This is a genomic window from Nocardia sichangensis (genome assembly GCF_047200615.1).
In the GTDB taxonomy this organism is placed as follows: Bacteria; Actinomycetota; Actinomycetes; order Mycobacteriales; family Mycobacteriaceae; genus Nocardia; species Nocardia sichangensis.
Genome location: NZ_JBJZOK010000006.1, coordinates 167,026 through 180,343 on the forward strand (window position 1 = coordinate 167,026; position 13,318 = coordinate 180,343).

Annotated in this window: 7 protein-coding genes; 6 read left to right on the forward strand and 1 reads right to left on the reverse strand. The window is 69.5% G+C overall.

The features are described 5' to 3' along the window. The first annotated feature begins 130 nt into the window (after nt 1-130). Complete coding sequence (locus ACL03I_RS10885; RefSeq protein WP_355077722.1) at nt 131-859, forward strand: TetR/AcrR family transcriptional regulator; 729 nt, start codon at nt 131-133, stop codon at nt 857-859. Between the two features lie 13 nt (nt 860-872). Here the strand turns inward: ACL03I_RS10885 and ACL03I_RS10890 are convergent, their stop codons facing one another. Then, complete coding sequence (locus ACL03I_RS10890) at nt 873-1,421, reverse strand: ester cyclase (protein WP_355077724.1); 549 nt, start codon at nt 1,419-1,421, stop codon at nt 873-875. 456 nt (nt 1,422-1,877) lie between these two features. Between ACL03I_RS10890 and ACL03I_RS10895 the strand changes: the two genes are divergently transcribed. Genes ACL03I_RS10895 through ACL03I_RS10915 form a run of 5 tightly spaced genes read left to right on the forward strand, consistent with a single transcriptional unit; the run spans nt 1,878 to nt 13,303 of the window. After that, the gene (locus ACL03I_RS10895; protein ID WP_412805810.1) at nt 1,878-8,201 is read left to right on the forward strand and encodes a type I polyketide synthase; all 6,324 of its coding nucleotides are present in this window, start codon (nt 1,878-1,880) and stop codon (nt 8,199-8,201) included. Further along, nucleotides 8,198-9,616 carry an aminotransferase class I/II-fold pyridoxal phosphate-dependent enzyme gene (locus ACL03I_RS10900; protein WP_355077728.1) on the forward strand — a complete coding sequence of 473 codons (1,419 nt, stop codon included), beginning with the start codon at nt 8,198-8,200 and terminating at the stop codon, nt 9,614-9,616. The genes ACL03I_RS10895 and ACL03I_RS10900 overlap by 4 nt, the downstream gene beginning before the upstream one ends. Then, nucleotides 9,613-11,625 carry a CRTAC1 family protein gene (locus ACL03I_RS10905; RefSeq protein WP_412805811.1) on the forward strand — a complete coding sequence of 671 codons (2,013 nt, stop codon included), beginning with the start codon at nt 9,613-9,615 and terminating at the stop codon, nt 11,623-11,625. The genes ACL03I_RS10900 and ACL03I_RS10905 overlap by 4 nt, the downstream gene beginning before the upstream one ends. Then, the gene (locus ACL03I_RS10910; RefSeq protein WP_412805812.1) at nt 11,622-12,812 is read left to right on the forward strand and encodes an enediyne biosynthesis protein; all 1,191 of its coding nucleotides are present in this window, start codon (nt 11,622-11,624) and stop codon (nt 12,810-12,812) included. Before ACL03I_RS10905 ends, ACL03I_RS10910 begins: the two co-directional genes overlap by 4 nt. Beyond that, nucleotides 12,809-13,303 (forward strand): flavin reductase family protein, encoded by a 495-nt coding sequence (locus tag ACL03I_RS10915; protein WP_412805813.1) that lies wholly within the window; start codon nt 12,809-12,811, stop codon nt 13,301-13,303. The genes ACL03I_RS10910 and ACL03I_RS10915 overlap by 4 nt, the downstream gene beginning before the upstream one ends. Nucleotides 13,304-13,318 lie beyond the last annotated feature (15 nt).

Below are 13,318 nucleotides of genomic sequence, written 5' to 3' on the forward strand. Positions count from 1 at the left end.
CGAGCCCGGTGGCCCGCGCGGTGATCAGGATCGGGGCGCCCGCGGTCGAGCGGCGATACCGCCTTCCGGAAGACAGCGCACCAGTGCATCTATGCGTCACGGCGTGATGGCGCCGGGGGAAACGGAAGCGATGAGCAAGCAGACTGCCGGAACAACCGAACTAGCCGTGCGCCCGGCCGCCGGGACGGACACGATGAACACCGCGCTGCGCGATCGCCTGATCGACGCGACCGTCGAGGTGGTGTCGACCGAGGGTTTGCACGCGCTCACCGTCCGCCGCGTTTCCCGTATGTGCGGGGTCTCCACGATGGCGGTGTACTCCAACTTCGGCGGGATGCCCGGCCTGATCCGGGCGGCGGGTTCCGCGGGCTTCGCGCAACTGGCCGAGCGTATGACCGCGGCCGGGGTGAGCGACGAGCCGATCACCGACCTGCTCGTGCTCGGCCTGGTGTTCCGCGACGAGGCCCAGCGGCGGCCGGAACTCTTCCAGCTGATGTTCGGCACCGGGACACGCATCGACCTGAAGATCAATCGCGGCAATGTGCTGGTGGCCGGGCACGATTCGGAGTTCGAGCACTACGCGGAAACCTTCGACCACGTGGTTGGGGCGGTGCAGCGCGCGCAGGACGCCGGGCTGATCAACACCCCGGACGTGCGGTCCGCCGCGGCGCAGCTGTGGATGGGACTGTTCGGCTTCGTCCAACTGGAGATGGCCGGTCATCTGGGCGACGACGGTCTGCTCGAAGTGCTGGTGCCCGCGATCGTGAATCTGCTCGTAGGCATGGGCGCCGAGCTGGAATCCGTCGGCGCTTCGGTCCTGCTCGCGGTGGAGCGGTTCGCCACGCTGTTCGGCGAGTGAGCCCCCGCCCGGATCAGAAGGGCAGCTTGGACCGGAATCGCTGGGCGCGCGCCATCGCGCGCTCGGCGGCGCTTCCGCGCGGCGGCATCAGACCCAATTGCAGCAGCATCTCCGTGAGATCCCAGGTGGCCTGGCTGCGCCAGATCAGCCCGGAACGGAACTGCCACGCGTCGATGACAAGCAGATCGAGCTTCTTGCCGGTCGGGCCGAAACCGGGCGGGTCGATGGGGCCGAGATGGGTGCCGGTCATCCGCCACGGCACCAAGGCCAGCCGGCCGTCCGCGGCGAGTACCGGCGGAAACGGGTTGGCGTAGGCGACATCCGGGAACGAGCGCACCGTGTCGGCGACGAACTTCTCCACACCCGCCCGGCCGCGCGCGGGCGCGTCCAGCGAAGGGTCGTGCCAGATCGTGTCCTCGGTGACGCATTTCGCGACCGCCGCGCCGTCACCGCTGTTCCACCCCGCGATGTATTGCTCGGTGAACGCCAGCAGCCACTCCAGGCTTTCGATGGGTTCGGCCTCCGCCTCGATACGGAACTGCCCGGTGTTGTACGAATCCACGCCCATCGCCTTTCAGCCAGTGCTTTTCGACGAGCCATCGTAGCCACGAATGGACCGCGTACTCAACACCTTCCGGCGCTCCGGAGCCGGACGGTACGGAATAACATCGGAATAACGATGTAATTCACACCGGTTCCACCGCTCGATAACTCTGTAATAACGCCGGAATAATCCCGTCATACCCCCTCTGAACTGCGTTGATGATGAATTCGGCATTACTTGCCCAGCAATGGTTTTCGGTAACCGCCCGCACGATTCCGTATTGACCTTCGCGAATCGCCGCTCCTACCATGGGTGGACACTGACCTCCTACCGCGGAACCACTTCACCGCCGGACGACGCCCACGGCCGAACAGGTTTACCGGCGCCGCGATTCCGGCTGTCTCCACGCTGATTCGACGACGCCGATGTGAAACCGTCTGCGTTTCCGAATGCCCGAGCATCAGGGGATTTTTCATGCCCAATGTAGCAATTGTCGGTATCGGCTGCCGTTTTCCGGGCGGCATCGACGGACCGGACACTTTCTGGGATCTCGTCGTGCACAAGGGCGACGGGATCGTGGAAGTACCGGCGGACCGCTGGAACCTCGCGAAGTTCTACGACCCGGACCCGGACGCCCCGGGGCGGATGTACACCAGGCATGGTGGATTCCTGACCCAGTCGCTGTGGGACTTCGACGCCGAGTTCTTCGGCATCTCCCAGCGTGAGGCGTCGATCATGGATCCGCAGCAGCGGCTGCTGCTCGAGGTCGCCTGGGAGGCGCTCGACGACGCGGGGATGGCGGGCCGGGTCGGCGGCCGCGAGGTCGGCGTGTTCGTCGGCGGCTTCATGAACGACAACGCGCTGGTGCGCAGCGGTTCGGTGGCCAGGGCCTCGATCAACAGCCACAGCCCGACCAGCTCGTCGCACACGCTGCTGTCGGCCCGCATCGCGTTCCTGCTGGATCTGCTCGGGCCCACCATGACCATCGACACCGCCTGCTCCTCCTCCCTGGTCGCGCTGCACCAGGCGGTGCTGGCGCTGGAGTCGGGCGAGTGCGAGACGGCGATCGTCGGCGGCGCCAACGCGATGCTGCGACCCGAGGCGTTCATCTCCATGTGCAAGGGCCGGTTCCTCGCGGTCGACGGCCGGTGCAAGTCCTTCGACGCGGCCGCCGACGGCTACGGGCGCGGTGAGGGCGCGGGCGCCGTGGTGCTGAAGACGCTGGACGCGGCGGTCCGCGACCGCGACCGGATCTACGCGGTGGTGCGCGGCAGCGGCGTGAACCAGGACGGCCGTACGCTGGCCATCCCGGTGCCCAACCCGGCCGCGCAGGAGGCGCTGGCCCGGCGGGTGCACCGGCTGGCGGGCATCGACGCGCACGACGTCCGCTATGTGGAGGCGCACGGCACCGGCACGCCCGTCGGCGACCCGCTCGAATTGGCCGCGCTCGGCGCGGTGTACGGAGCGGTCGAGGGCCGCGACGAACCGCTGCCGGTCGGCTCGGTGAAGAACAACATCGGCCACACCGAGGCCGCCGCGGGCGTAGCGGGTCTCATCAAGGCCGCGCTGACGCTGCACCACAGCGTCATCGCACCGCAACTGCGGCTGGACAACCCGAACCCGGAGATCCGGTTCGACGAACTGCGAGTGCGCATTCCGCTGGAGACCGAACCGCTGCCCAACGACGACGGCCGGGCCGCGGTGGCGGTCAACAGCTTCGGCTACGGCGGCACCAACGCCCATGCGGTCCTCACCCGTGCGCCGGAAGCGCCCGCGCAGGAGCGGACGCGCGGGCCGATCACGGTGCTGCCGCTGTCGGCCCGCAACGAGACCGCGTTGCGCACGATGGCCACCCAGGTGCACGACCTGACCGAGACCATCCCCGCGGACGCGGTGACCGAGGCGGCGTGGACGCAGCGGGCGCACCATCCGATCCGCGCGGCGTTCGCCTACCGCGACACCGACGATCTCCGCGCGCAGCTGGCCGATTTCGCCGCGGGCGCGAGCAAGTCACCCGCCCGCGCGCTCACCGACGGCTCCACCCGGCCGGTGTTCGTGTTCAGCGGCATGGGCCCGCAGTGGTGGGGCATGGCCCGTGGCCTGCTCGAGGCCGACGGGCATTTCGCCGCCGCCGCGCGATCGATCGACGAAATCTTCCAGGACATCGCGGGCTGGTCGATCGTCGAGGAACTGCTGCGCCCGGAGGCGGAGTCGCAGATCACCAGAACCGCGTACGCGCAGCCGGCGAACTTCCTGGTCCAGGCCGCGCTCCTGGCCGAATTCGCCGAACTCGGCATCCACCCCGCCGCGGTAGTCGGCCACAGCGTCGGCGAAGTGGCCTCGGCCTACGCCTCGGGCTCGCTGTCGCTGCACGACGCGCTGCTGGTGAGCTATCACCGCGCCCGGTTGCAGGCCACCACCGCGGGCACCGGCGGCATGCTCGCAGTCGGCCTGTCGGAAGACCAACTGCGCGAGCGTCTCGCGGGCGTTGCGGGCGTCTGCGTCGCGGCGATCAACAGCCACTCCGCGGCGACGCTGTCCGGCGACTCGGCCGAATTGGACCGTATTCGGGAGGAACTCACCGCCGAAGGCGTCTTCGCCAGGGCGCTGCGCGTCGAGGTGCCCTACCACAGCCACCTGATGGACCCCATCCTCGGCGAACTCACCACCGTGCTCGCCGGACTCGCGCCACGACCCGCGCGGGTGCCGATCTGGTCCACCGTCACCGGCGGGGAACTGTCCGGCCCCGACTGGGACGCCGAGTACTGGTGCCGCAACGTACGCGAGCCGGTGCGGTTCGGCGCGGCCGTGGACAGCCTGCTCGACGCAGGCCACCGGGTCTTCCTCGAGGTGGGACCGCACCCGGTGCTCAGCGGCAACATCAAGGAGGCGTTCGTGCGCCGCGGCCTGGACGGCGCGGCGATCAGCACGCTGTCCCGCAACGCCGACGACCGCGACAACCTGCTGCGCGCGGTCGGCGAGCTGTACCAGACGGGCGGCTTGGACACGGCGCACGCACCGGGCGCGACGGAAACGCCTGTGGCGCATCTGGATCTGCCTCGCTACCCGTGGCAACGCCGCACGCTGTGGACCGAGGACCCGGCGATCGAGGCGGACCGCGTCGGCGCGGTCGACGGCTACGTCATGCTCGGCCAGCGCACCGCGGCGTCCGCGCCGGAGTGGGAAGTCGAGTTGTCGGTGGCCGCGCTGCCGTGGCTGCCCGATCACGTGGTGGACGGTTCCGTCGTGCTGCCGGGCGCGGCCTATCTGGACGCCGCGCTCAGCGCCGTCGCGGTGCGGACCGGTCGCGCCTGCTTCGGGCTGGAGTCGGTCCAGTTCGTCGCGCCGCTGGTGATCGGCAGGCACGACGTGCCGGTATTGCGTCTCACCGTCGAGGAGACCACCCACAGGTTCACCCTGCGTTCGCGCGCCGCCACCGCGACCACCTGGACCGTCAACGCGTACGGCAGGCTGATCGAGGCGGACGTCGACGCGCGCTCCGTCGACCTCACCCCGGCGGCCGACGCGGTGGAGGTGTCCGCGGCGACGCTCTACGACGGCCTGGCCGCGCACGGCCTCGCCTACGGACCGAGCTTCCGGCTGATCACCGCCGCCAGCGTGGGTTCCGACTCCGTGCTGGCCCGGCTGGATCTCACGCCGCTGGCCGGGAGCGCGCCGAGCCTGCCGCATCTGGCCCATCCCGCGGCGGTCGACGCCGCGCTGCAATGTTTCGCGGCGCTGTACGCGCAGACCGCGCACGGCGCGAGCGTCGTGGTGCCGTCCTCGGTCGCCGGGGTCCGCTGGACCGGCCCGCTGCCCGAGCAGGCCGTCGTGCTCGTCCGCCGCGTCGACGGCGACCCGCTGTGCGCGGACATCACCGTCGCTTCGCCGGAAGGTGCCGTGGCACTGCATCTTTCAGGTGTACGATTTGCCGCCCTCGGGGGCGATCCGGATCTGCACGAGCAGCTCGACGGGCTGTTCTACGAGCCGGTGTGGTCCATCGTCGACGACACCGCGACCGCCGACGAACCCGCGGACGGGGAGGAGTTCCTGCTCGTGGTCAGCCTGGGCAGCACCGTCTCCCAGCGCGCGAAGGAAATCGGCAGCGCGCGAGCGTCGGCGGAGATCCTGACCCTGGAACCGGAGGAGGCCGACGCCTCCGATCGTGTCCTCGCCGCCCTGCGCGCCGCGCAGGAGCGGCCCGGCGTGACGCGCGGTCGCCTCGTCGTGGTGTCCGGCGCCGAACTGGACGCGGTGCCCAACGCCTACGGGCTCGCCCAGGTCGCCAAAGCGGTCGGCGAACTGGTGGTCGGCGAGGAGGACGACGACGCCCCGGCGACCGAGGTGCGCGCGGTGGTGGTCACCGAGCAGGCGTTCTGCCTGCCGGTCGACGCCTTCGCCCATCCCGCGCAGGCCGCGCTCACCGGCGCCCGGCGCACGCTGCGCAACGAGCAGCCCGCGGTGCAGTGGCGACTGGTCGACACCGAATCCACTACGCGCGCCGCGGACATCGTGGAGCAGGTGTTCGGCGACGGACGAGCCGACGAGGTCGCCTTGCGGGCGGGCGCGTGCTGGGCGCTGCATCTGCGCAAGTCCCTGCGCGACCATCTGGCGGTCTGGGACGAGGCCGCGCCGCTGACCGACCCGGAAACCTCTTTCCGCCTGGAGGTTCCGCGCTCCCGATTGCTGTCGGACCTGGCGTGGCGCGCGGTCGATCGCGTGCCGCCGGGGCCGGGCGAGGTCGAGATCCGGATGGACGCGGTGGGCCTGAACTACAAGGACGCGCTCAAGGTGCTCGGTGTGCTCACCGAAAAGGAGCTGGCCGGCACGTATTTCGGCACCGACCTGGGTATGGACGGTTTCGGCGTAGTCGAGCGCGTCGGCCCGGGAGTGACCGAGGTCGCCGTCGGGGACGAGATGTCGGTGTGTGCCAGGGACCTGGTTCGCAGGTACGTCACCCTCCGGCCCGACGAGGGCGCCACGATGCCACTCGACTACCCGGACACCGAGCTCGACCCGTGCCATTCCAGCTCGGTACTGCCCTTCCTCACCGCCGAATTCGCCTTCGGCGAGCTCGCGCACCTGCGACCGGGTGAGACGGTGCTGATCCACGGCGCGGCGGGCGGCATGGGCATGGCCGCGGTCCAAGTGGCGGTGCGCCTCGGTGCGCGGGTGATCGCGACGGCGGGCTCGGAAGAGCGCCGAGCGGTGGCCGCGGCGGCGGGGGCGCACGAGGTGGTCAACTCGCGTTCGATCAGCTTCGTCGACGACGTACTCGGCCTGACCGCGGGACGTGGCGTCGACGTGGTCTACAACTCCTCCCCCGGCGAGATCCTTCAGCAGAACCTGCGGGCGGCCGCCGAGTTCGGGCGGATCATCGAGATCGGCAAGGCCGACATCTACGGCGGCGGCGCGATCGACCTGCGCCCCTTCGACCGGAACCTGTCGTTCTTCGCCGTGGACATGGACCGCGCCCTGGCCGTGCGCCCCGAACTGGTCCGCCGCGCGGCGCGCCGGGCGATGGACGCGCTGAACGACGGCACCTACGAGTACCTGCCGTACACCGCGTTCCCGCTCACGTCGACCGCCGAGGCGTTCGAGACCGTGGTGCGGTCCAAGCAGATCGGCCGGGTCGTGCTCGATCTGCGGGAGCCGGAACCGACCGTGCTGGCCAAGCGGCCGAGTCTGCCGATCGACCCCGCGGCCAGCTACCTGGTGACCGGCGGCTTCGGCGCGTTCGGTCTGGCCACCGCGCGCTGGCTGGTGCGGATCGGCGCGCGGCGCGTGGTGCTGGCCGGACGCAGCGGCGCGACCGGTGACGCGGCCCGCGCCGCGGTCGCCGAGCTCACCGCCACGGGCGTGGAGGTCGTCGAGGAGCGTCTCGACATGGCCGACTACGACGCCGTCGCCGCGCTGGTCGAACGCATTCAGGCCAGCGGACATCCCCTGCGCGGGGTGTTCCACGCGGCCGGCGTGGTGAACAACCTCGAGGTCCCGCAGATCACCGCCGAGTCGCTGGCGGAGATCTTCGGGCCCAAGGTCGCCGGTGCGGTCAACCTGGACACCGCCGTCACCGCCGCCGATATCGACCTCGACATGTTCGTGCTGTTCTCCTCGGCGAGCAGCATCGTCGGCATCTCGCCCCAATTCGGCTACGCGGCAGCGAATTCCGTGTTGGACATGATCGCGTCCGCCCGCCGGGCCCGCGGCGCTGCCGCACTCGCGGTGAACTGGGGCTTCATGAGCGGTGGTGGCGGCATGGCCGATTACGAGGCGGTCAGCCGATATGCGGAGATGACCGGTTACCGCTCGGTGGACATGGACGTGGCCACCGATCTGCTGGGCGAGTGCTTGCGGCTGAACCTGCCGCAGATCGTGCTGTTCGACGTGGACTGGAGTCAGTGGGCGCTGGCGCATCGCCCGTCCACCCGCACACCGCGTTTCGCCGACCAGGTGGCGGCCGCGGGCGGCGGGGCGTCGGGCGCGGGCGCGCTGCGGGCGGAGATCCTTCAACTGGGGGTGGAGCAGCGCGGCGAGGTGGTGGCCTACCTGCTCGCCGAGCAGCTGGCCGCGGTGCTCGGCGTCGACGCCGAGACGATCGATCTGAACACCCCGCTGCCCGAGCTCGGCATGGATTCGCTGATGGGCATGGAGTTCGGCGCCCGCGTGGTGCAAGTGCTCGGCACCCAGCTGTCGGTGCTCGCCGTGATCGGACTGACGTTGCGCGGGCTCGGCGCGCGAATTGCCGAGCAGATTGTCCAGGAAGAAGAGCGCGCGGCGAGGAGCGAGGACGAATGACCGGCAACAACAGGGAACTGGCCCGCGCACTGCTGGCCAGGCACGCCAACGGCGAGAACACCGCCCCGGCGACCGGCAACGGCGCGCGTGCCGCGGACGGCCCCGCCGTCCCTACCGCGGCGACCGGCAACAGCGCGTCGCGCGGAGTCGCGCACACGTCGTTCCGTGACCACCCCGGCGTGCTCGAGGCCGCGCAGCGGTTCGGGCGGTTCGACGCCTGGGTCAACGAGGTCGGTCTGGTCAACCCGTACTACCTGCCGCACGAGGGCATCAGCGGCGCGGTGACCCGGATGGCCGATCGGGACGTGGTGAACTTCAGCAGCTTCGGCTACCTGGACCTGGCCGCCGACCCCCGGGTACGACAGGCCGCCAAGGACGCGATCGATCAGTACGGCACCTCCGCCGCCGCGGTCCGGATCGTGGCGGGCGAGCTGCCGATCTATCGCGAACTGGAAGCCGAGATCGCGCGCATCTACGACACCGAGGCGGCGCTGGTGACCGCGAGCGGCTACCTCACCAACGCCGCCGCGGTCGGATTCCTGCTCGGCAAGCGTGATCTCGCGGTCTGTGACGCGCTGATCCACCACAGCGTGGTCTCCGGCACGGAGTGGTCGCGCTGCAAGCGAGTTTCCTTCCGGCACAACGATCCGGAGTCGCTCGAGACGATCCTCAAGATGTCGCGGCGCAGCTTCGACCGGGCCATGGTGATCATCGAGGGCCTCTACAGCATGGACGGCGACGTGGTGCGGTTGCCCGAGATCATCGAGGTGGCCCGGCGCTACGACTGCTCGATCATGATCGACGAGGCGCATTCGTTCGGCACCCTCGGCGCCACCGGGCACGGTGTGCGCGAGCTGTTCGACCTGCCCGGTGACGCCGTGGACGTCTGGATGGGCACGCTGTCCAAAGCGCTCGGCAGCGTCGGCGGCTACCTCGCGGGCAACCGGGAACTGGTCGACGGATTCAAGTACGTCGCGGGCGGTTTGAGCATGTACACCGCCGCCCCGGCCCCGTCGGCGATCGGCGCCGCCCTGGCCGGGCTCGGGGTCCTGCGCGACGAGCCGGAACGCGTGACGCGGCTGCGGCACAACAGCGAGTACTTCCACCGCCGCGCCAAGGACTACGGCTTCGACATCGGCACGTCGGAGGGTTCGCCGATCATCCCCGTGATGACCGGCGCCGACGAACCGGCCGTGCTGGCGGCATTGGCCATGCTGCAACGCGACTTCAGCGTGAACGCCATCACCCACCCGGTCGTCCCGGCGGGAGAGGCCAGGCTGCGGTTCTTCATCAACTGCAGGCACACCGAGCAGCAAATGGACCAGGCGCTGGCCACGCTGCGCGAGGTGCTCGACGGACTCGCGGACACCGCGGGACAGCAATTCACACTCGCCCATGAGGAGCAGCACTCGTGAAAATTCCCATCAATCGATCCCTCCTCCGAAAGGCGGTGGTGCCCGGGGTGGCGCTGCTGCTGATGGGCTCGCTGTTCATTCCCGCACGGTCGGCGCTGCTGCCCACCTACGACGAGGCGGGCGGCCCCATCGCGAGCAAGTTCGACTTCACCGCGATGCCGATCGCGCTGCCCAAGGGCCTGCCGACCGACCGCAAGATCCGCGAGCTGCGCGAGCCGTACAAGCACCTGTCGGCCTGGATCTCCTCGGTCGGCGCGGCCATCGCGATGAACGACTTCGACGGCAACCGGCTTGCCGACGACCTGTGCGTGGTCGACCCCCGCTCCGACACGGCCTTCATCACGCCGACGCCGGACAGCAACACCGCCCGGTACGAGCCCTTCGTGCTCGATCCGCGGCCGCTGCCCGCCGACTCCTCCACGGTTCCGTCCGGCTGCATCCCGGGCGACTTCAACGGTGACGGCCGCATGGACGCGCTGGTGTCGTACTACGGCCGCACGCCGATCCTGTACCTGCAGCGCGCCAACGCGACCCACCTGGACGCCAAGGCGTTCCGCCCGGTCGACATCGTGCCGTCCCCGAACACCCCGGACGGGCACTACGAGGGCCAGCGCTGGATCACCGCGGCGGTCTCGGTGTCCGACTTCGACGGTGACGGCAAGCCGGACATCTACCTGGGCCAGTACTTCAACGACATGGACGTGCTCTCCAAGGACGGCCAGCTCGCGCTGTGGATGACCGACTCGCTGTCCAACGCGCGCAACGGCGGCAAGGATCGCATCTTCACCCTCGCCTCCGCCAAATCGGGTGACGAGCCGACCGCCGAGTACCGCGAGGTGGCCAACCCGTTCCCGATCGGCATGGACACCGGATGGGCGCTGGCCGCCGCCGCGGCCGACCTGAACGGCGATCAGCTTCCCGAGCTGTACGTGGCCAACGACTTCGGGCGCGACCGCCTGTTCGTCAACAAGTCCACACCGGGCCAGATCCGCTTCGGCTACGCCGAGGGTGAACGCGGCATCACCGAGCCAAAGTCCTATGTGATGGGCCATGATTCGGACAAGGGCATGGCGGCCGACTTCGGCGACCTGAACGGCGACGGCATGCCCGACCTGTTCGTCAGCAACATCGCCGTGCGCTTCGCGCTCATGGAAGGCCACTTCGCGTTCTACAACACGGCCAAAGACACCGCCGACGCGGCACGTCAACTGGCCGATGGCGTCGCGCCGTTCAAGAACCGCGCCACGGACGTCGGGCTGGCCTGGGAGACCTGGGGCTGGGACGCCAAGATCGATGACTTCGACAACGACGGCCGCAACGAACTGATCCAGGCGACCGGCATGATCAAGGGTGAGACCAACCGGTGGCCGCAGATCCAGGAACTCGGCACCATGAACGACGACCTGACCAGGTACCCCTGGGCCTGGCCGATCATCAGCTCGGACGCCGATCTGGCGGGCAGCGATCCGGTCGGCTTCTTCAGCCGCGGTGACGACGGCAAGTTCGCCAACCTCACCCACGCGCTCGGCATGGACACCCCGGTGCCCTCGCGCGGCATCGCGGTCGGCGACACATCCGGCAACGGCGCGCTCAGCTTCGCCGTCGCCCGCCAGTGGGGCGACCCGACCTTCTACCACAACAACAAGGCGAAGGGCGGCCAGTTCCTGGGCCTGAAGCTGTTCAAGCAGGCTTGGGAGGGCAACGCGGCCACGACCACCGTCGCCGGTCTGCCCCCGCAGGGCGTTCCGGCGGTGGACGCCCAGGTCGAGGTCCGCACCCCGGACGGCCGGTTGCTCACCAGCCACCTCGACGGCGGCAGCGGGCACACCGGCAAGCGGGCCACCGAGGTGCACATCGGCCTCGGCGAGGTCGATCCGGCCGCCCCGTTGAACGTCACGCTCCGCTGGCGGGAGACCAACGGCACCCCGCACGATCAATCCCTCCAGCTCGCGCCGGGCTGGCACACCGTGAACCTCGCCTCGGACGCGCAGGAGGTCAAGCAGCGATGAGCGACAACGACAACAAGGATCCGGGCGAGGCGAAAGCCGCCTCGAACGGTCATCACGACACATCGGCGGCCAACGGCAACGGCGCGGCCAACGGCAACGGTGCCGCTCCCGAAAGCAACGGCACGGCCGCACCGACGACCACCGCCGAACGCATCTCGTCGATGCAGCGCTCGGGCACCGAATTCGCCAAGGAATGGATGGAAAAGCCCGCGGCGACGAAGGATCCGCGCTACCTGGCGCTGCGCAACTTCGCCATCTCGATCACGATCTTCAACCTGATCGGGTTCCCGCTGCTCGGCTTCGAGCAGCCGTTCCTCTGGCCGTTCATCGCACTGGCCACCGCCTACACCACCGAAATCGGGCTGGAGGTCCTGGCGGCCTGGGCGTACAAGCGCGCGCCCGCCTTCCGCGGCCGCGGACCGCGTGGGTTGTTCGAATTCCTGTTGCCCGCGCACATCACCGGCTTGGCGTTCAACTTCCTGACCTTCGCGCACGACAAGCTGTGGCCGGTGATCTTCGGCATCGTGGTCGCGGTCGGCACGAAGTGGGTGCTGCGCGCCAAGATCAACGGCAAGATGCGCCACTTCATGAACCCGTCGAACTTCGGTGTCGTGGTGTGCTTCCTGGTGTTCCCGATGATCGCGGTGGCACCGCCGTACCACTTCACCGAATACATCACCGGACCGGCGGACGCGCTCATCGTGCTCGGCCTGCTCACGACCGGCACCATGCTCAACGCCAAGCTGACGCTGAAGATGCCGCTGATCATGGCGTGGGTGGGCGCGTTCGCGCTGCAGGCCATCGTGCGTGGGCTCATCGAACCGAACATCTCGATCCTGGCCGGCCTGAGCATGATGACCGGTCTGGCGTTCGTCTTGTTCACCAACTACATGGTCACCGACCCGGGCACCACCCCGTCGGGCAAGAAGCAGCAGATCATGTTCGGCGCCTCGGTCGGCATCATGTACGGCGTGGTCACCGCGCTGCACATCTCCTACGGGTTGTTCATCGCGCTGGTCATCGTCTGCGGCGCGCGCGGCGTCTACTGGTGGGTGCGCGGCATCGCCGAATGGTGGCGGCAACGGGGCGCCGCGCCGGAAGCGGCGGAGCAGCCCGTGGTGGCCGACGACCTGGAGGCCGACATCGCGGGTGAACCCGAACCGGAGAAGGAGGCCGCCCGCTCATGACCGACCGCGCCGAGCTGCGCCGCGTGCTCGGCGCGTTCACCACCGGTGTCACCGTGGTCACCACCGGGTGGCCACGGCCGCACGGCATGACCGCCAACGCGTTCACGTCCGTCTCGCTGGATCCCCCGCTGATCCTGGTGTGCGTCGCCCATACGGCGCGCCTGCACCGGGCGATCCACGAGGCGGGCGCGTTCGCCGTTTCGGTGCTTTCGGCGGACCAGGAGCCGGTGGCCCGGTATTTCGCCGACTCGGCGCGCCCCGACGGCAGCGCGCAATTCGACCAGGTCGAGTGGTTCCCCGGACCGCACACCGCGGCGCCGATGCTGGCGCACGCGGCCGCGGGCTTGGAGTGCAAGCTCGACGCCGTATTCGACAGCGGCGACCACAGCATCGTCGTCGGCGAGGTCGTACACGCCCAACGCGACGCCGAACCGGCCGCCACGGGAGCGCTGACCTTCTTCGACGGCGGCTTCCGTCGCTTGATCCTGTGACGATCCCCCACTCCT